22 protein-coding genes and 2 pseudogenes are annotated in these 21,550 nt (G+C 41.0%); 13 read left to right on the forward strand and 11 right to left on the reverse strand.

Translation table 11 applies throughout. From position 1 onward, the window contains the following. Positions 1-95 precede the first annotated feature (95 nt). The 4 genes from V7K48_RS07720 to V7K48_RS07735 all read left to right on the forward strand — a co-directional run bounded on the left by V7K48_RS07720 (position 96) and on the right by V7K48_RS07735 (position 2,019). Entirely contained in the window at positions 96-287 is a 192-nt protein-coding gene (locus V7K48_RS07720) for a hypothetical protein (RefSeq protein WP_335071156.1), read from the forward strand. 607 nt (positions 288-894) lie between these two features. Further along, positions 895-1,023: a hypothetical protein gene (locus tag V7K48_RS07725; protein WP_335071158.1), complete on the forward strand. Its 129-nt coding sequence runs from the start codon at positions 895-897 to the stop codon at positions 1,021-1,023. 135 nt (positions 1,024-1,158) lie between these two features. After that, positions 1,159-1,587, forward strand: a complete 429-nt coding sequence (locus V7K48_RS07730) for a hypothetical protein (protein WP_335071160.1) — start codon at positions 1,159-1,161, stop codon at positions 1,585-1,587. A gap of 198 nt (positions 1,588-1,785) precedes the next feature. Continuing rightward, on the forward strand, positions 1,786-2,019 hold the full coding sequence (locus V7K48_RS07735) for a DUF3134 domain-containing protein (protein WP_292831394.1): 234 nt from the start codon (positions 1,786-1,788) through the stop codon (positions 2,017-2,019). 400 nt (positions 2,020-2,419) lie between these two features. Here the strand turns inward: V7K48_RS07735 and mltA are convergent, their stop codons facing one another. Next, positions 2,420-3,733 (reverse strand): murein transglycosylase A, encoded by a 1,314-nt coding sequence (gene mltA / locus V7K48_RS07740; RefSeq protein WP_335071162.1) that lies wholly within the window; start codon positions 3,731-3,733, stop codon positions 2,420-2,422. A gap of 166 nt (positions 3,734-3,899) precedes the next feature. Further along, complete coding sequence (locus tag V7K48_RS07745; protein ID WP_335071164.1) at positions 3,900-5,255, reverse strand: proton extrusion protein PcxA; 1,356 nt, start codon at positions 5,253-5,255, stop codon at positions 3,900-3,902. Between the two features lie 78 nt (positions 5,256-5,333). Between V7K48_RS07745 and V7K48_RS07750 the strand changes: the two genes are divergently transcribed. Then, a complete protein-coding gene (locus V7K48_RS07750) occupies positions 5,334-7,514 on the forward strand; it encodes a recombinase family protein (protein ID WP_335071166.1) in 2,181 nt (726 codons plus the stop codon). A 102-nt stretch (positions 7,515-7,616) separates the two neighbouring features. On the opposite strand, the pseudogene V7K48_RS07755 reads toward V7K48_RS07750, so the two are convergent. Continuing rightward, a pseudogene (locus V7K48_RS07755) lies at positions 7,617-8,051 on the reverse strand (YidH family protein); the annotation flags it as partial. A 175-nt stretch (positions 8,052-8,226) separates the two neighbouring features. Between V7K48_RS07755 and msrA the strand changes: the two are divergent. Next, positions 8,227-8,895: a peptide-methionine (S)-S-oxide reductase MsrA gene (gene msrA, locus V7K48_RS07760; protein ID WP_335071168.1), complete on the forward strand. Its 669-nt coding sequence runs from the start codon at positions 8,227-8,229 to the stop codon at positions 8,893-8,895. A 67-nt stretch (positions 8,896-8,962) separates the two neighbouring features. Here the strand turns inward: msrA and V7K48_RS07765 are convergent, their stop codons facing one another. Beyond that, positions 8,963-10,156: a serine/threonine protein kinase gene (locus tag V7K48_RS07765; protein ID WP_335071170.1), complete on the reverse strand. Its 1,194-nt coding sequence runs from the start codon at positions 10,154-10,156 to the stop codon at positions 8,963-8,965. Positions 10,157-10,269: 113 nt separating this feature from the next. On the opposite strand from V7K48_RS07765, the gene V7K48_RS07770 reads away from it, so the two are divergent. From V7K48_RS07770 to V7K48_RS07780, 3 genes are all read left to right on the forward strand, one after another. Beyond that, on the forward strand, positions 10,270-10,440 hold the full coding sequence (locus V7K48_RS07770) for a hypothetical protein (RefSeq protein WP_335071172.1): 171 nt from the start codon (positions 10,270-10,272) through the stop codon (positions 10,438-10,440). A gap of 68 nt (positions 10,441-10,508) precedes the next feature. Further along, entirely contained in the window at positions 10,509-10,775 is a 267-nt protein-coding gene (locus tag V7K48_RS07775) for a HigA family addiction module antitoxin (protein WP_335071174.1), read from the forward strand. A gap of 98 nt (positions 10,776-10,873) precedes the next feature. Continuing rightward, a complete protein-coding gene (locus V7K48_RS07780; protein WP_335071176.1) occupies positions 10,874-11,533 on the forward strand; it encodes a hypothetical protein in 660 nt (219 codons plus the stop codon). Positions 11,534-11,873: 340 nt separating this feature from the next. On the opposite strand, the pseudogene V7K48_RS07785 reads toward V7K48_RS07780, so the two are convergent. Further along, positions 11,874-12,062, reverse strand: a pseudogene (locus V7K48_RS07785) (dTDP-glucose 4,6-dehydratase); the annotation flags it as partial. Between the two features lie 58 nt (positions 12,063-12,120). Here V7K48_RS07785 and V7K48_RS07790 point away from each other — a divergent pair. Next, positions 12,121-13,152, forward strand: coding sequence for an acyltransferase family protein (locus V7K48_RS07790; protein WP_335071178.1), 1,032 nt, complete (start codon positions 12,121-12,123; stop codon positions 13,150-13,152). A 367-nt stretch (positions 13,153-13,519) separates the two neighbouring features. Here the strand turns inward: V7K48_RS07790 and rfbB are convergent, their stop codons facing one another. The 5 genes from rfbB to V7K48_RS07815 all read right to left on the reverse strand — a co-directional run bounded on the left by rfbB (position 13,520) and on the right by V7K48_RS07815 (position 17,620). Next, complete coding sequence (rfbB, locus tag V7K48_RS07795; RefSeq protein ID WP_335071180.1) at positions 13,520-14,581, reverse strand: dTDP-glucose 4,6-dehydratase; 1,062 nt, start codon at positions 14,579-14,581, stop codon at positions 13,520-13,522. Between the two features lie 96 nt (positions 14,582-14,677). Further along, a complete protein-coding gene (locus tag V7K48_RS07800) occupies positions 14,678-15,676 on the reverse strand; it encodes a glycosyltransferase (RefSeq protein WP_335071182.1) in 999 nt (332 codons plus the stop codon). A 191-nt stretch (positions 15,677-15,867) separates the two neighbouring features. Continuing rightward, positions 15,868-16,152 carry a hypothetical protein gene (locus V7K48_RS07805; protein WP_335071184.1) on the reverse strand — a complete coding sequence of 95 codons (285 nt, stop codon included), beginning with the start codon at positions 16,150-16,152 and terminating at the stop codon, positions 15,868-15,870. 25 nt (positions 16,153-16,177) lie between these two features. Continuing rightward, positions 16,178-16,879 (reverse strand): DUF6391 domain-containing protein, encoded by a 702-nt coding sequence (locus V7K48_RS07810; RefSeq protein ID WP_335071186.1) that lies wholly within the window; start codon positions 16,877-16,879, stop codon positions 16,178-16,180. 477 nt (positions 16,880-17,356) lie between these two features. Next, on the reverse strand, positions 17,357-17,620 hold the full coding sequence (locus V7K48_RS07815) for a helix-turn-helix domain-containing protein (protein ID WP_292764399.1): 264 nt from the start codon (positions 17,618-17,620) through the stop codon (positions 17,357-17,359). 363 nt (positions 17,621-17,983) lie between these two features. Between V7K48_RS07815 and V7K48_RS07820 the strand changes: the two genes are divergently transcribed. Together V7K48_RS07820 and V7K48_RS07825 are read left to right on the forward strand one after the other, a co-directional pair. Continuing rightward, the gene (locus V7K48_RS07820; RefSeq protein ID WP_335071188.1) at positions 17,984-18,973 is read left to right on the forward strand and encodes a carbohydrate kinase family protein; all 990 of its coding nucleotides are present in this window, start codon (positions 17,984-17,986) and stop codon (positions 18,971-18,973) included. A gap of 117 nt (positions 18,974-19,090) precedes the next feature. Further along, the gene (locus tag V7K48_RS07825) at positions 19,091-19,522 is read left to right on the forward strand and encodes a DUF6006 family protein (protein ID WP_335071190.1); all 432 of its coding nucleotides are present in this window, start codon (positions 19,091-19,093) and stop codon (positions 19,520-19,522) included. 53 nt (positions 19,523-19,575) lie between these two features. On the opposite strand, the gene V7K48_RS07830 is transcribed toward V7K48_RS07825, so the two are convergent. After that, the gene (locus tag V7K48_RS07830; RefSeq protein ID WP_335071192.1) at positions 19,576-20,274 is read right to left on the reverse strand and encodes a polysaccharide deacetylase family protein; all 699 of its coding nucleotides are present in this window, start codon (positions 20,272-20,274) and stop codon (positions 19,576-19,578) included. A gap of 436 nt (positions 20,275-20,710) precedes the next feature. Here V7K48_RS07830 and V7K48_RS07835 point away from each other — a divergent pair, with 436 nt between their 5' ends. Beyond that, entirely contained in the window at positions 20,711-21,544 is an 834-nt protein-coding gene (locus V7K48_RS07835; protein ID WP_335071194.1) for an RnfABCDGE type electron transport complex subunit D, read from the forward strand. Positions 21,545-21,550 lie beyond the last annotated feature (6 nt).

The raw sequence follows: 21,550 nt of genomic DNA on the forward strand, positions 1-21,550 counted from the left end.
GACCAACTTACATTTGAGCAGGTAATTTCTGTCTCTTCTTATAACTTTATCCTGGAAGCTCTATTCTATGCAGCTTCACATTGAATTGGTATTACATGCTATTTGATGATAAATACGCAGATATTAAGGTAGCAAATGGGATTAAAGGATTTATTGGCTGGGCTTTAGGAACTATCGGCGTGGACAATATAGCTACAGCTCGTGGCTATACTCCTCTTCCAGCTGCGATTAAAACTTTGTCTAAAGGTGTTGTCAATACTTACGTGAATGATGCCTTGAATCCATAATTGCGTGAATACCGTTTTTGGTTTTAACCGCCCTTGTCTGCTTTAAATTTATAAATATCTTAGACAGGATATGAAGATGATGCCCCAGGATTATATTTACAATCCTGGGAATTTATTTAGGCGATTATTTATGTCAATAACTCGTAAAGATGCTCTTAATTTTTAGAAAATATAAGGTAATAAATGGGTATAAATAAATATCAGAGAGTTTGTGATTGCGATCGCTTTTAGGCGTTCCAATATTGTCCGAAGTGAAGCGATCGCAGGTGTTGACAATTTAAGTATTTACCCATAGTACTTTGTATTAATAGCAACTAAAATAGTTGAGAAAAGTTTAACCGTCAACTATGTTATGATTAGGTGATTGAGAAATATTTTCGGTCATGTAACTGACTATATAGACTGCCTCTCCGAATCTAAATCTCTACATCCTTTGATTCTGGAGGTGTTTGATGTCAGTTTATATTGCTAATCTACCTAATAAGACCCAATCAGGTTGAAGATGATCACCTAGAATAAGTCTTCTCAAAGTAGAGATTATGTTAAAAGAGTTTTGGTGTCTACCAACTAGAAAAGTGGTGAAAATAGGGGATTTGCCGTTGTAGAAATGGAAACTGACGCCGAAGAATTAACTGCTATTCAGGCGTTGAGAGATATCCAAGGGATGGGTTATAGTGTCAAAGTTAATACAGCGAAGACCTTTAGAGATGAGAGTCTTCAGCATTCCAAAACTTGAAATTTTTAGTGAGCCGAACTGTATTGCAATACCTCGCGTGAAACTTATACATCTTACTGTCAAGAAATGTGCTAAGAAGAATGGACAGTAAAGTTTGTCACACACCCAGACAACATACGGATAATACTTGAATTTATGCCAACGGATATAATTACCCGTCCTGAATCCCTCACAGAAGATTGTTTCTTTACTTACGCCCTTGGAACTGATCTGCATGATACTAATTCGACAGCCCAATATTTACGCCGAATCAGGAAAGAAGATAAACCCTATATCGACATAGCTGTTTCTCCCAGACCTGGCTATCGGTTTGAGGTTTGCCTTATCCCTGTTGAAGGGTTTGCTCAAGAAACAATTTTGACAAAGGATGGGTTCGCCAAAGCTTTAGCGATTATTTGTGCTGTATCTAACAAAGCGAGGAAGCGATTCCCTTCAGGAAATGGACAAGATATAGTCCGGTGTCAATTTAGCAACTTAGCTGATGCAGTCGCTGTAGCGAACAGATTATCTGCATTACCCTCTGATATGTATGAAACTCTCGCCAAGCTACCAAGTGCCTTGTGAAATCGCGTCCGTGTGAAGATTTATTATTAGGACTGACGCGAAGACATTTTAATGGTAAGTAACTAGACGGACAAGAGAATAAAAAATTCAATGGTTCATTTATCTGTTGACAAAAGACTTGTTATACAAGACTTTTAAGCTTAGTGTAGAACTTTCCTGTTTTTGTCAGTTACCCGTAATTCAAAGTGAGTTTTTTTTATGCCTATAAGTCCTTTGCGTGAAGAACCTCGTAACCAACGAGCGCCTGTAATTCGTACAAGTAATGAGTTTATTCTCTTGGAATGGTTAAAGTCAACTGGTCGTCTAATAGAGCGTGAACATCAAGAATCTGAGTATCTAAATGAAGTAGAAGAAATTTCAGAAATGATCGACCTTGACGATATCCCTTATGATCATGACGATGACGATACTGAAATGGATTTAGAGGCTTAGTACCGCAAGGCGGAAGTTAAAAGTCACTCATTCACTCATTCAAAAGAATTATATTCCTTGCTCTTGCGCCATTTTGAATGGTGAGGCAGTCCGGTCTTCTCCCAAAGGGAGAGGCTAGCGCCTGCCGTAGGATGCCCGTTCGCGGAGCGTTTCGTAGAGAAGGGCTGTAGGGGGTTCCCCCGATGAGGAACTGCCGAACCCGTTAGCGCAGCGTAAAGCCTGCGGCATGGCTGCGCTTAGAGCGAGTCCTCGAGCGTCAGGGGTTGTTTATTTACGCGCCCGCTGTACTAGTAGATTAGCTCCATTTTAAAGCAGTTATATTGAGTCGGCTGGCATACTTGTAGCAGTTTTCAATTGCGTGAAATACTGACAATTCGTAGGGGCGCACAGGTATGCGCTCCTACTTGAGTAATAGATAAAATAATTGCCCATTGCTGGCTGTAATACCTGCGCGATCGCCTGCTAATTTCCCAGTACCTAAAAAATAATCTACCCTACCTGCGCCTTTAATTGCACCTCCGGTATCTTGGTCAAGAACATACCGACTAACGATGCGCTCCTCCATTTTTCCAGTAGGATTAACAAAGGGAATAGAAGTGTGAATCAACGCTAAAGCACCAGGAGGCATGAGGGATTTATCTGTAGCGATAGAACGCTCTGCTGTTAGTGGGACGTTGATAGAACCTTGGGCTGGCTCACCGTGATTTTCTTGAAAAAAAACAAAACTGCGATCGCGCGGAATATAAATATTTAATTCTTGGGGATGCTTTTGGAAATAGTCGAGAATAATTGGCATAGTCATACCTTGTAGCGGTAATTTGCCATCATTTGCTAATTCTCGCCCAATGCTTTTGTAGTTATAAGCGTTATTACCAGCATAGCCGATTGTTGTTTGAATTCCTTCGGGAAGCTGAAGTCTTGCTGAACCTTCAATTTGAGCTAGATATGGTTCGAGGCGATCGCGAAACCAAAATAACTCTAATCCTCGCAATTTCCCTTTTGCAGCTTGTAAACCATCTACTCCTTCTAACTCCAGGCGTGTAGGATGAGGTTTAGACCAGGAGTTTAAATCAGGAGGTAATCGATAAACAGGATAACGATATTCTGCTGTAGGGACGCGACTGGCTGCGTAAAGCGGTTCATAATAGGCGGTAAATAAAACGGAACCTTTGGTGTCTTTACCGACTGACTGGTAAAGAACAAATTCCCGCTCGATGGCTTGATGTAATTCTGTTGCAGAATTAGTTTTTAATAGAAGTTCGCGGAATCTTTTCAAGCTTTTGAATACGCGAGTCCGCAGGGGCAAGCCGCCGAAAGCGGCATCACGTTTAATGTCAGCCACCTGATAGTTTTGATAAGCAGCCACAGCGTTAGCTGTTTGCAGGTATTGGAGACTGTGAGCGATCGCACTCATCAGTGCCTTTTTGTCTGCTATTTGTTCATAAAGTACTTCATCCAAACAAGAGCTATCAGCTTGACAACAAGTAATTGGTAACTTCTTGATCAATGATGCTTTTTGCTTTTGTGTAAATGCATCTTGATTTTTAGCAGTCAAGGAAACTGGTATATCCCACTTTTTCAGGCGACATTCTGGCGGACTGAGTTCTCGATGCACCAAAGATTGCATCCACACCAGCAAAATCGAAAAAACCACAGGTAAGCTGATAACAATAATTTTGTTAAATTTTCCTAACCCAGCAAGTGTATTTTTCATCAAAATTAAAAATTTTTGCCTTCCCATACTCCAGCAAATAATGGTTTATGTCATTAGTGTTGATGGGTTGTGAAAGTTCGTACTCAGTAGATATAGCCTTGACACCAGTTGCGATAACGGAGAGCACCTCCCACCCACTGACTTACTAATGCCAAGACCAAATACCTTATTCATTCATATTACGGTAGGTAGCAACCGCAGAAGGAGATATCCGGTTCAAATATCGGAAGATCCAATATTTGAAAATGGTATCTAAAATCACTGGAAATGTGGCAATAAATAAGAAGATAAAATCTCGATTTGCTGGTAATCCCCAATGACGTGATACACCTTCTAGGAGTACTTCCCAGCCATGAGGAGAGTGGAAACCTACAAATATATCGGTAAACAAAATGATGATAAATGCCTTAGCACTATCACTAAGTCCATAGACAATATGATCAAAGAAATCTTTGATCACAGCAATAGAAGACTTGCTGACGAGTAAAAGCCAGATAAAAGCAGCAACTGAAAAAATATCTGCAAAAACATTTTTGATCGCATTAGAGCTTTCGTGACGAAATTCTTCAGAAAGCTCAACAGCCCTCTTTTTTAGTTCTATTTCTATCTGCTCAGGTAACAGTGGAGGGGCATTTCTAATGAGATTTTCAAACTTGACCTTTTCTTCAAATCTTTGTAATTCTTCCAGGGCTTCCTCTTCCATTTCTGAATTGAGGAATATTTGCATTTGCTCAGTGTCTCTTGACCGCTCAATAATTGGCCCTACTACGAAAGTTTTTGCTATCTGATGTGTCAAAAGTGGTACGATAATTAATAGTAAAATAAACCTGATAGATATTATTGTTCTTCTTTGACCCTGACGAAAATTTTGAATTACCTCTTGTTCAGAATTAGGGTCTAATTCAACTTGCAGACGAGTGATAGTACTTAAAATAGAGCGGGGCAAAACGCCCGTTGTATCAGTTTTACCCTTTGGTTTTGGTCTTTTATCCCAGTCTTGAGCTTGTATTTTGGGTGGTAATGTTGGAGTATTGACAAGCAGCGACTTGTTGTCAGATATCACAGAGTTAACTGGTAGATTTGAAGGTTTGACTACTAGAGCTTTGGAAGTTATCTGAGCAGAACTTGTTGTGTATTTGGATATAACTTGATCGATGAAGTTTAGCTTTTCCAAAACCAAAGAAGGACTGGGATGCTCTATACCTGCTTTCTGAGCAGCTTTTTGATTCTCTTCATTTAGAAACCAACGGCTTGCTTTAAACTCTGTCAGCCGCATCCTGGCAATTTTTAATAGCTTTTTTAGGTCTGACTCAAAATAATCCATGACGCTGTTACTGTACATGGCTGAGTCACTGTCTATTTTATTACCATTGAAATGCTTATTTTCTATTTCCTGAATCTTTAATGCTGCATCGTAAGCCTCATGTAAAGAACGTTCAGGAGTCTGTAAGTACCGTCGATAAGCAGCAAGTAAGAAAGAATAGATTTTTTGGCTAAAAACTGAGTTTTTCATTGCAGACAATCATCCAGCATTATTTGGTGATTATTAACCTTAAGTTAACGCACGAGGTATACTAGCAAATCTACAAGGAGAAAGTTTGTGGTTTCTCATTCGGTTTGGATTGTTGGCAATAGCCGCAGTGGTAAGACAGCTCGCTTGGTAGAGCAATTTTGTAGTTGGGTACAACCTGAGAAGCAGCATACTGAATCATTTTATACTAAAAAACCAGGACGTAAAAAAGGCGAACGCATACCCGAATTTTTAGATCTTAAACAAACAGAGCCAGGAGTTTTAGTCTTAGCTGCCAATGATGATAATCGTCGAGAATTGGGAGATATAATTGTTACATCTACATTAGGAAAATATCCGGTTCGTGCCAAGACGCCACTGGGGTTTTTTCAGGATGAAGTTATTTTATTTTGGCCGTTGCTAATTAACTCGTTGAATCTGAAGGCACAGTTTCCGGTAAGATTGCGACCAGAAACGGAGCAAGAGTTGGCAACCAAACTCTGGCGTCCCCAATTAGACGAAGAAATTTTACGGCTTGCGGGAGTGAATGAGTCTCGCCTGGTGCGTCGCATCTTAGACTTATTGCAATTAGCAGCTTACAGTGGTACACATTGCGAAGATATTGCCCAGATTTTGACAAGGGGTCTGGAGGAAAATACTACAAATTTAGAACCGGAATTTCTAGCCTCTTTGCTCCTAGATTGGCATAACTGGTGTTTAGAAAGGGGGTTACTGACTTATGGAATTATTACTGAACTTTATAGTCAACATTTGTTAAGCGATCGCAATTACCAGCAGCACTTAGCTAAACGCTATCAGGCGGTACTGGCGGATGATGTAGATGATTATCCTAGCGTAGCGCGTCTTTTGTTTGAGTTGCTGTTAGATCAAGGTGCAGTCGGGGCGTTTAGCTACAATCCCGATGGTGCAGTGCGATTGGGATTGGGAGCAGATCCCAACTACCTAGAAGGGCTAGCAGAGCGTTGTCGGGTAGAAATTTTAACTGGGCCGCCTCCTGAGTCGCTTGGTGAGCAACTCACTAAACAAATGGTGGAATTAGTCACAGAGCCGATGGTACTGTTGAGCTTACCTGAGATTGTGCATTCAATTCAAACCACCTCCCGCGCCCAATTATTGCGGCAAACAGCAGAAGTTATTGCTAATGCCATCCAATCACGGCAAGTGCAACCAGAACAAGTGGCGATTATTGCACCAGGTTTAGATGCGATCGCTCGTTATACTCTAGTAGAAATCCTCGTCAAGCAAAACATCCAGGTAGAATCGCTGAATGACCAACGTCCCTTAGTTAGTTCACCCGTCATTCGCGCATTACTCACCATGCTGGCACTAGTTTATCCCGGCTTGGGACGCCTCGTAGATCGCGATGCTGTGGCAGAAATGCTAGTTGTTCTGAGTAGGAAACAACAAGCACCAGAAAACTCTACAGACGCGATGAATCGTGTCTCTACCGATATTGACCCTGTACGTGCTGGTTTGCTTGCAGATTATTGCTTTGTACCCCATCCCGATCGCCCCAACTTGCTACCAGTATCAGCCTTCGAGCGCTGGGATAGAATCGGCTATGCAGCTACTACAGCCTATAGTGAGATATTACAGTGGTTAGAAGAGCAGCGATCGCAACAAGAACTGCGTTTAATTCCCAGCCCCATTTCCCTTTTAGACAGAGCAATTCAGCGCTTCTTGTGGAATGGTAGCAATCTCCCCTACGAACAACTAGCAGCACTGCGGGAATTATTAGAAACTGCCCAACACTACTGGGAAATTGATACCAGATTACGACAAATTGCCCCAGTTGAGACAACGCCTCACATAACTATTATTGAATTCATTCAACTATTACGACGTGGTACTATTACCGCCAACCCTTACCCTGTGCGCCCCATTGGTGGAGCGAGAAAGGCTGTCACATTAGCAACTATATTTCAATACCGGTCTAGTAGGCGATCGCACCGCTGGCATTTTTGGCTAGATGCTGGTTCACCCCTGTGGGCAAAAGGTGGGGCGGCGACTTTGTTCGGTGCGCCGTTTTTTCTCCGAGATAGGTTAGGCGAACCTTGGACAGCAGAAGATGAGAAATTGGCAGAAGAACAACGACTGCGAAGGATTTTAGCAGATTTACTGTCTCGTGTATCCGAGAGAGTTTATTTGTGTCACAGTGATTTAGCTGTAAATGGACAAGAACAATTAGGGCCACTGTTACCTTTAGTGAATGCCTGTGTAACGGTTATTTCTGATACTAATGCTAAGTAAGGCTCAGATCCCCGACTTTAAGAAGTCGGGGATCTTGTAGAATATTTGTTTGTATAAAGTAGTAATTGTCCCCTTTTTAACATTGAGGTTTGGGGTTGATCTTTGCAACTTTCGGGACTGTGGTTGAGTTGGAACAGGAGAATGAGAAGGGACTTGATCACGCCTTAAGAGCAAAGGAATACTGAGAAAGCCCAAAATAATTACTACTCCAGTCATTATCCAAACCATTAACCTATTTGGTTTATAATCCCCTAGTTCAATTTGCCAGAAAACTTGATTGTATCGCCACGCGGCTAACGCAATAATCAAAATTCCAAAAATTACCAAAGCCAGACCCAAATTTTCTGAGTTGGATAATGGATTTACCGGAGGTTCTTGTTGAGTAAGAGCAATATTAAGCTGGCGCAGAAATATACCAAATCGCGCAATCGCAAAACCAAAGCCAATCAATGCAATAGAAGTGCGTAGCCAAGCTAGAAAAGTCCGTTCGTTCGCTTGATGCTCCCTTTGACGATCAATTTTGGGTATTTTATCCATGAGTATCTTCTGACGCCAAGTTTCCCTTGATATAGCATTAACTAGTGAAACAAACACCCAGACGCATCTGTAAGGGTCAACACAATCCAGTGAGGATTCTCTAGAAAACCCCAAGCGATCGCGAGAATCTTTAGAATAGTAAATAAGGTAAAGATATATATCAGAGTCAAAATCAATGGCACTATTCGGATTTGGCAAAAAGCAAAATATGCCCACGGCTGAGGAAGCTTTGTCAGGAAGGGCACAGTCTATGTCAGTACCCGCTGCTCATTATGTGAACAAGAATCCCCTGAAACCTCCTTATCCCGAAGGATTAGAGAAGGCAGTTTTTGGCTTGGGCTGTTTTTGGGGTGCAGAACGCAAATTCTGGCAACTTAAAGGAGTTTACACCACCACAGTGGGTTATGCCGCTGGGTTAACACCCAACCCCACCTATGAAGAGGTATGTAGTGGGCGAACTGGTCATAATGAAGTGGTGTTAGTTGTGTTTGATCCCAAAGTGATTAGTTATTCCGAACTGCTAAAAGTGTTTTGGGAAAGCCACAATCCTACCCAAGGGATGCGCCAAGGTAATGATGCTGGCACTCAGTATCGTTCGGGAATTTATGTATATTCCGAAAGTCAGAAGCAGCAAGCAGAAGCATCGCGGGAAGCTTATCAGCAAGCTCTCAACGGTGCAGGTTATGGCAAGATTACTACAGAAATCTTGGATGCTCCTGAATTCTATTACGCAGAAGCCTACCATCAGCAATACCTAGCTAAAAATCCCAATGGGTATTGTGGTTTAGGAGGGACAAATGTTTCTTGTCCCGTGGGTGTAGTTGAATCCCAAGTGAGCGGGTAAGGGGGAATAGAGGAGCAGGGGGACAAGGGAGATAATTCTTCACTCCTAACTCCTAATTCCTAACTCCTTAAAGTGCAGCTTTGAGCAAAGCGATCGCTCGAAGCCACAACATAATACTAATCGGCGCTCCAATTAAAATACCAGCGATCGCCCAGCCTCTTTGATGGGCTTTGAATTGTTCAATACTGCGCCACGGCCTACTTTTCCAAGCCCATTCATTGCCTTTAGCACCAAGAGCGATCGCCATTAACCACCAACCGTGGGGTACAAAACAGAATAGACCATACCACACTTGATTCGGCCACATCCACAACCAAGGCATCAGAAATGCGCCCCAATTCCAACCGAGAATTTCCTCTGGAACTGTTTCATCCTGATTATTTATCCCGCATCCAGAATTGTTAATTATTTCTTTTAGCGGTAAAAGCTGATTCCTGTTTACAGATTTTACAGCCAGACCAGATTTGAGAGCATTTAGCGCTTGGCTGGCACTAGTAAATCTTTGTTCGGGAGCGGGTTCTATCAACTTTTGTAGCCAACTGACAAAACTAGGACTGAGATTAACTCGGTCTGTAAATTGCAGTCGCAAATTCTGCTGAGGTAAATCAGAAGGAGAAGTCCCAGTTAACAAATGAATTAAAGTCGCTCCCAGTGCATAAAGGTCTGAAGCCGCAACCGCTTGACCACCAAATTGTTCCATTGGGGCATAACCATAAGTACCTACAACGGTAAAAGTAACGCCCTCTCTTGCCGCTTTATCCTGAACTGCACCAAAATCAACTAAATAAATCCGATTATCTTCGCCCCAGATTAAATTACTCGGTTTAATATCTCTATGTAACACCCCTGGATTCAATTCATGTAGATACGTGAGAATATTTAAAACCTCAACAGCAATTTTCCTAGCTCGCTTTTCAGTAAACCTTTTGCCAACAGCAAGTTTTTCCTTAAGCGACTCACCAGGAATATATTCTTGGATTAAGCCAAACCAGAGTGTGCGATCGTCGATACAAAAATAATCTATATATCGAGGGATGCGGGGATGATTTAGCTGTTTAAGAATTTGTGCTTCCCTCTCAAAAAGTTTCAGGTCATCCCACTGTACAGTACCGCCAAAGGCCAAAAGTTTGACCACAACGGTCGAATTTTCGCCATTAGAGGCTTGTAAATCCAATGCTTGCCAAGTTTGACGAATTCCATTGTTGCCGAGTTGGCGTTGGATTTGATAACGATCTTGTAATATCTGTTCTGGTTGCAGCATCTGACACCTGCTGGCAGTTTACGCTGATCTGATTTCCTTATTATTTAAGGATAGTCATTATCTACAGAAACTGTGAGAGCCTGATAATTTTTTGAAAAGAGAGTACCTAAGCCGTGAGAAAATTTAGAACACTCGATGAATTTGAAGAAGAGTACTTCCGTAAGCACCCGGAAGAAATCGACGATTATTTGACCGAGATTTTTCAGAAATATTCAGAAAACAACGATTCTGGCGCATTGTTGGCATCCTTGCGCGTTTTTCTCAGTGTACAAGGAATTATATAGGTAGCAGATCAAATAAGTATGACGACACGAAGGGGGTTGCAAAAAGTGTCAGTGGAGGAGACAGCAATATGAGCCAGAAGCTAGTACTAGCAAGAATACCAACACCAGGAAAAATTTTAAGTCGAGAAATAAAGGCCCGTGGCTGGACACAGAAAGATTTAGCAGAAATTATGGGGCATCCAGTTCAAACCATCAATGAAATTATTCAGGGAAGCAAGCAAATTACACCTGAAACAGCTATCGAACTCTCCCAAGCCTTGGGTACTTCTCCAGAGTTCTGGACAAACCTTGAAGCAAAGTATCAAGTTCATCTAGTGGCTTCCCAAAAAACTTGATTTGATAAGCATTACAGTCTTTTGCTCTTGCTCTCTTGTTTTACTAAAATTAGCATGATAAAATACATCCGTTTAATATCAAGCTAAGGAGAAACTCAATGTTTAGTAATTGCTCTTGGAGTAAAGTCTTAAAAACTTTTGGTGGTTTAGCTGTTGGCATTGCAAGTATTAGTACAGTTAACTACTTAACCAGTAACCATCTAGCTTTAGCGACATCAAATTCTTCTAAACTCCAGAACAGCAATCAGTTAACTATTAGCAAAGGCAAAAGTAGCTCAGAAAATATACTACTTGCTCAGGTTCCTTTTATTACTCAAAGAATCAATGGTGTAGCAGTTACGGCATACCCACTCTACCGTTACTATAATCCATCAATTGTTGACCATTTTTATACGGTTAATTTTGCTGAACTAGGAAATGGTAATAGCGGATATATTTTAGAAGGAATTACCGCCTATATTTCTAAAATACAATACGCTGGAACTGTTCCTCTATATCGATATTACAGCTCCGCAGCTACAGACCACTTTTACACTACTAATTTTAGTGAGCTGGGTGGTGGTAAGAATGGGTATGTGTTTGAAGGTATTGCAGGTTATGTTTATCCTAGACCTATTACAAATACTCTTCCTGTATATCGATATTACAGTTCCGCAAGTCAAGACCACTTCTACACTACTGATTTTAGTGAGCTAGGTGGTGGTAAGAATGGGTATGTGTTTGAAAATATTGCAGGTTACGTTATCCCCAGTAGTTAAGAGGTCATCATGCCCAATATCGAATACGACTGTGTAAGGCACTAGCTTTGAAAAAAACAAGCAGCACTGTCTCAAATGTTGAATTAAAATTTTGGCATAAAAATTTTAATTCAACATTTTTAGTAGACCAAAAAGTTCTGCGATCGCACAAACTCCATCCATAATGCCTGTTAATCAATCAGTAGTAAAAAAGCTTTTTATCAAAAAGCGATTGAAGAATTTGCTCAAAATTAAAATAGACATCCAGACATAATTCTTGGTCACTTACATTATGATAAATTACTTCCCCATAAAAATTTGAGAACGTTACTCGTTAGAGTTAGCCCAATTTTGGATTATTCTACAGATAATTTTTGCGATAATAGACTTGATATTCCGCAGATAACAGAGTTTCCCACCAATCACGATGATTGAGATACCATTCAACAGTTAAACGTAAACCCTCAGCAATCGTTACTGAAGGTGTCCAACCAAGCTGAGTTTTAATCTTGTTCGCATTAATTGCATATCTTCGATCATGTGCCTGTTTTACCATCCCCTAAATAGTTACAGTAAGTATTTATTTAGGCAAATTAAGGAAAAGTTTCATGAAATTTACACAAGAAAAGACAAATATTGCCAAAGGTGTAGCAATTTGTTTGATGTTTACTCATCATTTATTCAGCTTCAAAAATCGTCTGATTAATGGCAATAATTACTTTCAAATTATCCCATTCTTCGATGCAGAAGTTGCACTAGGCGATTTTGGTAGTATATGTGTTGCGATGTTCTTATTTTTATCTGGGTATGGGATGTTTTTGGGTTATCTTCGAGCTAAGACATCACCAATAACTTATGCCTTGAGGAAAATCAAGGACTTCTATCTGACTTATTGGCTATATTTTCTGATTTTTGTACCAATAGGGATACTGTTCTTTAAAAATGTCACATTATGGAATTCACAAGAAATCCGATACATTGCAGAGCCACATATCTTATTAAAAGGTTTTTTAGGTTTTAGCTCAAGATATAATGCAGAGTGGTGGTTTGTTCGTTTGTTTATAGCAATACTTATTATATCTCCCATCTATCTCAGGCTTATAGAAAAAAATCCTATCTTGATATTATCTATAAGCTTCTTGGTTTTTTGTTTACATTTACAAATAGATGGGTATATTGATCATTATCTTTCTTTAAACTTATCTTTTTGGCAAATATTATTTGCATTGGGTATGTTATGTGCAAAAACAAATTTTTTTGCAGGTAGACTCATTGAAAAAATTGATAAATATAACTCATTTATTACTGTCTTAATTATATTATTGTGTTTTATAATACATCCTTTTGTTAAAGATAATTATGAATTTTTGATCATACCTTTTTTTATATATGCTTCTGTTCGGGCAATAACCATATTGAATCTGTCTCAAGTATTTTCATATCTAGGTAAATATTCATTTCCTCTTTGGCTAGTCCATTCCTTCTTTTGTTATTACTACTTTCAAAATATTGTTTACTGTCTGAAGTGGTCGCCACTTGTATTTGTAGTTTTAACTAGCCTGTCACTACTGCCAGTTTTAGGAATAGAATATTTGTGTTATTTTTTATCACAACTGAAATGTAAGAGCTCAGAGGGGTAAAAGCAGAGATAGTAAGTCAGGGGAACCAAAATTTGGTAATATTCAAAGGGCTAAAACAGTTGCACCCAGCTTGTTTAGAGGAAATAACCCAGGAAGATTGGGAAAAAACCCATTGGAGCCGACGAAACTAATTTTCCACAAGGAAACATCAACGGTAGCAATCCAAAACAGCGTCAAGCTTGCTTATGGGTTGCATAATTGTGACAGTGGATGGTGATGAAGAGGGAAACTATCTCATAATAATCGATATCGAAGACTACCACTAACTTTCGTCGGCAGGGGAGACAGCAACATGGGCATGACAAATTAGTTCCTCTTAAAAATTTTAGACCGTTACTCGTTAGAGTTAGTCCCCTTTTAAGTTATTCTACAGATAATTTTTGCGATAGTAGACTTGATATTCCGCAGACAGCAGAGGTTCCCACCAATCACGATGATTGAGATACCATTCAACAGTTAAACGTAAACCCTCAGCAATCGTTACTGAAGGCGTCCAACCAAGCTGAGTTTTAATTTTGTTTGCATTAATTGCATATCTTCGATCATGTCCCTGTCTATCCTTGACAAAAGTAATCAACTGCTTTGCCGGACGTACTGGTAAATCAGGCGCTAATTCATCCATCATCTGACACAAAAGTTGCACGAGGTTAATATTTTCCACCTCATTGTTACCACCAACATTGTATGTTTCCCCTGGTTGACCATGATTAATTACCATATCCAAAGCACGACAATGATCGCCCACATAAAGCCAATCCCGCACATTTTTACCATCGCCATAAACAGGTAATGGTTTCCCTATCAAAGTGTTGATACACATCAGGGGAATTAGCTTTTCGGGGAACTGATAAGGGCCATAATTATTAGAGCAATTTGTAATAATGCTTGGAAGTTTATAAGTATGATAATAAGCACGGACTAAATGATCACTACCAGCTTTCGAGGCTGAATAGGGACTATTGGGAGCGTAGGGTGTAGTTTCACAAAAAGCTGCATCATCTGTGCTCAAACTACCGTAGACTTCATCAGTAGAAACGTGTAGAAAACGATAATCAGATGGTTGTGCTTTTGCCTCCCAATGTTGGCGAAAAGCTTCTAGTAAGGTGAAAGTTCCCACCACATTAGTTTGCACAAAAGCAGCTGGCCCAAGAATCGAACGATCAACATGAGATTCAGCAGCAAAATGGGCGATGGTATCAATATTTTCTGTTGATATTAACTCATTTACAATGGTGCGATCGCAAATATCCCCCTGCACAAACCGAAAATTCTCTCTTCCCTCAACCAGCGCCAAATTCAGACGATTCCCCGCATAGGTAAGAGCATCCAACACCACCACTCGATCATCTGGATAAACCTGACACCAGTGATGCACAAAATTCGCCCCAATAAACCCCGCACCCCCAGTAACTAATAACCGCCGACTCATTCAATTTCCTCTCTTCTCTCTGTATTCTCAGCGTCTGGAGCGGTTCGTTTAAGTAAGCAAGAATAAATCAAACTATGTTACGCAATGTAAAATTAATTAAATCTTAAAATATTTCTTCCTCAGCTTACCGTATATCCTCTGTGCAAATAACTTTACTACACGTGTTCTCGTCAAACTCTTAATATTAGACGGCTGCTGAATTTTGTGGTCAAAAAAATCATTTAACTCATCCAGAATAACTTGAAAACGCTTAACAATATTTTCAGTCCGATGCTCAACCAAAAACTCTTCTGACAAGCTAACTGCTACTGAAGAATTAAGTACCTTCATAATCCGTTGGACATCATATTCTTGGGAATATCCAGCAATTTTATAGCAATTAAATCCCGGATCTAAATAATCTGCCAGTCCACCATTGACACTAGAAAATACTTGACAACCACAGGCAATAGCTTCCATTGGTTGCAGACCAAATCCTTCACTAACACCCTGTTGTGCCCAGTACTCAGCCGAATCATAGAGGTAAACCTTAGCTCGGTTGAATAGTCCAGGTAAATCCTCTACATAGGAATCAACAACCAATACTTTACAACGTTTTTGCAAGGCTGGAATTAATTCTTTAATTAAATACTCAGAAGATTTCCGAGCCTGAACTAAAACATCAATATCTCGTTCCAGACCTAAATTTTGAAACTCATCAGAAATTTGATTGGGCAAATAATAAATTAGAGAATTGGGTGATTTTTCTCCCCAATATCCCATTGTATAGCGGCTAACAGTGATAATCGGAATACTCGCTCTTAGCCTAAATGGATAACCTGCACTATGGGCATGGTAAACGACATTGTATTGCTTAAGTTTAGCCACGAGTTGAGCTACATCAAATCCCCAACTGATGACAAAAATTACATCACTTAAATTTTTCTCTTTTAGCAAATCATCAATAAAAAGCTTACCTTTTTCCCGTTGACGGTAAGTTACAACATCAGCACTACAGAACTGCTGAACTAGATTAAGTGCTTTTAACTCAGCCCAAAGACCACCACAAGCAAATTTGCCATCTGTACCGGGGAGTAAAAAGTAAAGCTTTCTCATTACACAATTCTCTAAGAACTGATTTATAAAGTAAATCTTAAATTTGTAGTAGCTTGTCTACTCTAAATTAGTGCAATAAATTTTGTAGATTGGGTTGAAATATGAAACCTAACATTCCTGTGATTGTTAAGTTTTGCTTCGCTCTTCCCAACCTACATTTAATGCACCAGGAATGAGGAAACAAAAATCACTTAGACTGGCTTCACCGTTTGCCAGAGAGCATCAACCTCAGATGGCGTGTATGCACTTTCCGACGCAACCGTTGTCATATCCGCGAGGTGTCCAGCAAGAAACGAACGTCCAACCTTGATGAGCTCGTTGTCTAGATAAGAGGGATGTACCCATAGCCCAATCTCTAAGGAATCTATTCCATCAGATTCTACCTTGAACACAACTTTATGGAACGGTTCGGGAAAGCCTGGTCGGTGCTGGTTACGAAACACTTCCTTAAGGGTGATACTGGTTTCAAAATGCATGATGAGTTCCTTTACTTTTTACTTTTTATTCTCGCCAGTTCACCTTTACAAAATGCTCCTGCTTTCCCCAAACGTCATGTGTACGGGTAATATTTTCAATTGCTAGATTAAAAGGAATGGCAGTTGTTAGGTAACGCTGTGCCATAGAACCTAAATCAGGTGAGAGTTCAGCGGCTGTCGTCGCTGCTAACCCCAAACCTATAAGTTGCTCAATTGGCCGAAATGGTAGCAACAGATGCACACCTATAGCTAGTCCAGCTGTTAAAAGCATCGTTACTGATAAATTTGTGCCGCAACGGGGATGTACAGCCAAATCCCATTCTCCACTTGTGAGGCGATGTCGAGCAAGTGTGACTGCACGCCGCAAATCACTAATATTCACCTCACCATAGAGGTAGAATCCCTGCTCAGTAGACAAACCGCCTAATAGTTCATTATCTAGTTGAACGTTAGTGGGTTTTCCTTTGGCAGGATAAGCACTTTTTGATTCGCTAAGAACCCAAACAGTAGCGTGTTCTAAGGCGTGAACCTGCCGCAGCATCAAAATTTCTTTCAACCCTGGAATAAACGATAGCTGCCTGAGTAAGTCGGCATCTTGTGTAGGTTGCGGAAAGTCTAAGGGTCGGTATTCTGGGGTCGGAACTTTCTCAGATACAAGTCTCGTAAAATCAAAGTTAAAAAATTCAAAGGGAGACGAGCCACCCTGAAAATAAGTAGAAGTATTCATTGGAACACTGCTCTCCAAGCCGATGGAGCAACATAGATTTCTTTCAAATGTAACGCTTGCACCACTGAATTGTTGCAAATTTTTGTGGATGATTATTGAGTTTGGGCATTGGGGATTGGGCACTGGTTATTAATTATTCTCCTCTGCTCCCTGCCTCCTGCCCCCTGCCCCCCTGCTTCTTAAAAATCCCCAGTCCCTAATGCCCTGTCCAAACCCTTAATTTTTCGTTGCTGATGCGTAAGTTCTACATTTGTTGTGCTGAATTTGGAAAGGAATTCTGATATAAGTTATAGTTTCCGAGTCCGAGGGTCAGCTGGCTCCACTAACATAAACTCCGGCTGAGTGAAGGACTCGGAACTTTTGGTAGAGTGTTCACACTGAAAACTTAGGCGTGAGGAGAGGAAGAATCAGTAAACCTCAAAATTGGCTTGTAGACTATACCAGACCAGAGCAATTACGTTGCTACTAGTAAATTGTTTATTCGATCTGGTTAGGCAGAAGACAGCAATTGACATCATTCAAACAGACTTTGCCCCACTGTAAAGCCCAGCGGACAAGAGCTACTCGATTTTCTGTCTCAGTCTTAGTGAGAATATTACTGATATGGTTATCAACTGTACGCTTGCTAATCTCCAGTTTTCCTGCAATCTCTTGGTTAGTTAAGCCAGTGGCCACTAAGTCGATAATTTGCAGTTCTCTGTCTGACAGACTAACGGGGGTCTCAGACTTGCCACCAGCCATGACTATTTCTATCCTCGTTTGGTATATCTACTTAATCGCTCTTTCTAATTCTAGAGGATTCTTTTGTTGGTAGGGGTTTCAAGTGTTAGCAGTAATACTATTGTCAATATTTTCTTTGGATTTAAAGTTGGCAGAAATATAACCTATAAATTTTTATAGTATAAAATAAGGCTTTTATACTGAAAAAATCCAGTTTATTTACTGAGATAAAGTTGGAGAGTATTAGAAGCATATACATGTTATAGGAGTAGTTAAAATTGCTATTTAATTCTATGAAGGACTGGCGACAGATTAGTAAAAATTATTGTAGATTTTATACTGTAAATTCCTAATCCCAAATCGAAATCTAAAATTGAAAATGAGATGAGCAATCCCCGTGTTTTGTGCCTTGGTGAAATTTTGTTTGATTGTTTAGCCGATCAATTGGAGCTAAAGCTGGAAGAAGTGAAATCTTGGACTCCCTACCCAGGAGGGGCACCAGCTAATGTAGCCTGTGCTTTAGTCAAGCTGGGGACATCAGCCGGCTTTATCGGAGCGGTTGGCGAAGATGAAGTAGGGAATGCACTGGTCAAGCTATTACAAGATGTAGGTGTAGAGACGACTGGGGTACAACGCCATCCCACAGCACCAACACGGCAAGTTTATGTTACACGGGATCTGGCTGGCGATCGCACCTTCGCAGGATTTGGTCAGTATGATACCGCAGAATTTGCCGATACTCGCCTGCAAGCTAAACAATTGCCAAATTCGCTGTTTCAAGAGGCAGATTTTCTGGTTTTGGGTACTTTGGAATTAGCCTATCCTGAAAGTGAACAGGCAATTTACCGCGCCTTAGAGTTAGCAGAACATTACGACCTGAAGATTGTGCTGGATGTCAACTGGCGTCCTGTATTTTGGGACGAGCCAAACATCGCTCATCAAAAAATTCCAGAATTATTTAAGCGAGTCGATTTCCTCAAACTCTCCAAAGAAGAAGCTGAATGGCTATTTGAAACCACAGATCCCGGAGCCATCACTTACCGTCTGGCTTCAATTGAGGGAGTACTAGTAACAGATGGGGAAAACGGTTGCACCTACTGTCTGGGTGAGAACGAAGGCAAATTACCTTCGTTTTCGATCCCCGTAGTTGACACAACTGGTGCAGGAGATAGCTTTTTGGCAGGATTCATCCACCAATTGAGTCAGCACGGCATCCACAGCTTGCGAGATGCAGAAACAGCAAAACGCATCGCCACTTATGCCAGTGCTGTTGGAGCGCTGACTACGATTAAACCAGGTGCGATCGCTTCCCAACCTACTGCTGCTGAAGTCGAAGCTTTTCTAGCCGCACATCAACTCTCGGAACTAGCATAAGCAACGGGGATATCAGCCACCAAAGGCTGATATCTTTAATTAGCTGCATAAACAGCAATACTGATACATATAAGTGAATAGAAAGTATAGATTAGCTTAAGGTATTGGTAAAGCATCATGAAAAATATCACAAAATGGCTTTTGGGCTTGGCGATTGTTCCCGCAGGTTTGGTGTTGGCATCTAGTCATGCTAACGCCAGTCAGATTGCTGGTGAGTGGTTCTTTGGTCTCTGGGATTGTAATATTGACGGTAGACCAGCCCAAATGCAGTGGAAAGTAGTCGATGACCCACAAACTAGTTGTAGTGGTGATGTTTGCTCTACTACTTCTGGTGTCCGTCTCGTCGGGCGGTTTAGTGATAATGGTAGTGCGTGGGTTCCTCTAGGAAAACGTTTTTCCAGCAGACAAAAACAGGATTTAGGTATTCGTTATTTAGGTGCAGAACAAGATAACTGGTATCTCAAATACAACACTCGTACTAAAATCGCAGATGGTTGGACGACATGGCGGGGTAAACGCTACCCATTACAATGTCGTAATCGCAGATAAACATTTGCCGCGAAATTTTATTAGCTATTGTATTGAGTAGCATAAATCAAAAATCAGGATACTATTACTTTCGTATGGTTAGCCTTAGCTTGCTGCCACAGAGTATCAACAGTCACAAACTCATAGCCTTGTTGTAGCAGTTGCGGAATGAGAATTTGAATTGTGGCAGCAACATCTTCTCCACCGCAAGCACCATCATGCAAGACTATCAGCGAACCATTTTTGACCTGCTGCATAATTCGCTCTACCACGGTGGTGACACCTGGTTGCACCCAGTCTTCTGGTACAACGCTCCACATAACTGGGCGGTAATTCCACTGAAATAACAATTTTAAAGTAGCAGGTATAAATAAACCGTTGGGGGGACGGACATCGCGCACTTGTTCAGGTTGCAGATTGCAGGCATTATAGATGGCAGCTTGGGTTTTTTCTAAACTGTCCTTCAGGTCATTTGGGGAAAGCATCGGAAAAGAGCGATGATCGTAGCCATGCAATCCGATCCAGTGTCCGCGATCGCTCACGGCTTTAGCAATGGCTGGTGAACGGTTGACGCAAACACCCAACCAAAAAAAACTGGCAATAATGTTGTAACGCTCTAATACTGCCAAGACTTCAGGTGTGTATTGAGGATGGGGCCCATCATCAAAAGTCAGGGCGATCGCTTTAGAATCAGGATTTCCAGTCCAAAGGCAGTTGGAAAAACTCGGCTGGAGAATGCGATATAAAATTGGGAACAGGGGAGCTAGTTGCATTTGCGTTTATCTGCTGCTGACAACTTTTTGTAGGTGTTGCTTAGGAAACTGCGATGTCTGCGACGGGCTGTAGGGTGAGGCTTCTGGCAATGAAGCATGTTTGCTTAAAGTATAAATATACTCGCTTTGACCTTGAAACTCGACACTTCCACCTCAGAACTCGAAACTTAGTGCAACGTTGAGGTAAAGACGATCGCCACGAGATACATGTTGAATTTGTTGCTCACTTTTTATTCTGGCAAAAACAAAGCTAACATTAAGCCTCTTTTTGTTCTACTCCCATACCCTCAATATATTTCTATCTCTGACTATATCCTCAGGGGTTTTTAGATTTACTGCTCTATTTTGTAACAAAATCTGTAACAGTAACATTATTTGAGCTAACACTCGTCTAGATTGGTGACAAATCTACGGGGAATCCCTGAATGAAAGGGTAATGTTGCTCAAAGATATACGAGATTATCAAATTCTATTTCTGGGCTTGTTCCTAGTCGTGGGAATCGGTACACGAGATTGGACGCTGCGACCAGAGTTGATTGCAGTAGCGATCGCCACAAGTCTTGTAACCCAATGGATATTGTCATTAGTTACTGGCAAAGAACAAATGACGAATCTTCGGAGTGCTTTAATTACATCTTTAGGACTGTCCCTGCTTTTGCGGGCTGATCACTGGACGACAATGGCAATAGCCGCAGCAATTGCGATCACCAGCAAATTTATCTTCCAAGTCGGCGATAAGCATTTCTTTAATCCCGCTAATTTTGGCATCATATCTGCCTTGATTCTGACCCCCGATGCTTGGGTTTCGCCGGGACAATGGGGTGAAGAGTGGTGGTATGCACTATTATTTGCCGGAAGTGGCGGCATGATTTTGCAGCACATTGGTCGCTGGGACACCACAGCAGCTTTTTTGGGTGCCTACTCCTTGCTGGAAGCGATTCGCAATCTATGGCTGGGTTGGACTTGGGATGTTTACTGGCACCGATTAATGAGCGGGTCTTTACTGCTGTTCGCCCTATTTATGATTACAGATCCGCGATCGATCCCCAATTCCCGAATTGGGCGTGTAGTTTGGGCAATGTGCATCGCCGGATTAACTTTTATTCTGCGGAATTATTTTTTTGTTTCCACCGCAGTTTTCTGGGCGCTGTTTGCCCTTGCGCCGTTGACCATTCTACTAGATGTTCTCTGGTTAGCTCCAAGGTTTGCTTGGCAAGAGGGAGATGAGGGAGAACTCCTAACTCCTAACTCTACCAATTTTAGATTTTGAGTCGCA

It is taken from the genome of Nostoc sp. (assembly GCF_036919615.1).
In the GTDB taxonomy this organism is placed as follows: Bacteria; Cyanobacteriota; Cyanobacteriia; order Cyanobacteriales; family Nostocaceae; genus Nostoc.

Coding starts and splice junctions, on each gene's coding strand:
- V7K48_RS07820 (WP_335071188.1), top strand. CDS start 17,984: ATGAGCAATCCCCGTGTTTTGTGCCTTGGTGAAATTTTGTTTGATTGT.
- V7K48_RS07835 (WP_335071194.1), top strand. CDS start 20,711: ATGTTGCTCAAAGATATACGAGATTATCAAATTCTATTTCTGGGCTTG.
- V7K48_RS07830 (WP_335071192.1), bottom strand. CDS start 20,274: ATGCAACTAGCTCCCCTGTTCCCAATTTTATATCGCATTCTCCAGCCG.
- V7K48_RS07780 (WP_335071176.1), top strand. CDS start 10,874: ATGTTTAGTAATTGCTCTTGGAGTAAAGTCTTAAAAACTTTTGGTGGT.
- V7K48_RS07810 (WP_335071186.1), bottom strand. CDS start 16,879: ATGAATACTTCTACTTATTTTCAGGGTGGCTCGTCTCCCTTTGAATTT.
- msrA (WP_335071168.1), top strand. CDS start 8,227: ATGGCACTATTCGGATTTGGCAAAAAGCAAAATATGCCCACGGCTGAG.
- V7K48_RS07735 (WP_292831394.1), top strand. CDS start 1,786: ATGCCTATAAGTCCTTTGCGTGAAGAACCTCGTAACCAACGAGCGCCT.
- V7K48_RS07765 (WP_335071170.1), bottom strand. CDS start 10,156: ATGCTGCAACCAGAACAGATATTACAAGATCGTTATCAAATCCAACGC.
- V7K48_RS07775 (WP_335071174.1), top strand. CDS start 10,509: ATGAGCCAGAAGCTAGTACTAGCAAGAATACCAACACCAGGAAAAATT.
- V7K48_RS07805 (WP_335071184.1), bottom strand. CDS start 16,152: ATGCATTTTGAAACCAGTATCACCCTTAAGGAAGTGTTTCGTAACCAG.
- rfbB (WP_335071180.1), bottom strand. CDS start 14,581: ATGAGTCGGCGGTTATTAGTTACTGGGGGTGCGGGGTTTATTGGGGCG.
- V7K48_RS07720 (WP_335071156.1), top strand. CDS start 96: ATGCTATTTGATGATAAATACGCAGATATTAAGGTAGCAAATGGGATT.
- V7K48_RS07790 (WP_335071178.1), top strand. CDS start 12,121: ATGAAATTTACACAAGAAAAGACAAATATTGCCAAAGGTGTAGCAATT.
- V7K48_RS07800 (WP_335071182.1), bottom strand. CDS start 15,676: ATGAGAAAGCTTTACTTTTTACTCCCCGGTACAGATGGCAAATTTGCT.
- mltA (WP_335071162.1), bottom strand. CDS start 3,733: ATGAAAAATACACTTGCTGGGTTAGGAAAATTTAACAAAATTATTGTT.
- V7K48_RS07730 (WP_335071160.1), top strand. CDS start 1,159: ATGCCAACGGATATAATTACCCGTCCTGAATCCCTCACAGAAGATTGT.
- V7K48_RS07815 (WP_292764399.1), bottom strand. CDS start 17,620: ATGGCTGGTGGCAAGTCTGAGACCCCCGTTAGTCTGTCAGACAGAGAA.
- V7K48_RS07725 (WP_335071158.1), top strand. CDS start 895: ATGGAAACTGACGCCGAAGAATTAACTGCTATTCAGGCGTTGAGAGAT.
- V7K48_RS07825 (WP_335071190.1), top strand. CDS start 19,091: ATGAAAAATATCACAAAATGGCTTTTGGGCTTGGCGATTGTTCCCGCA.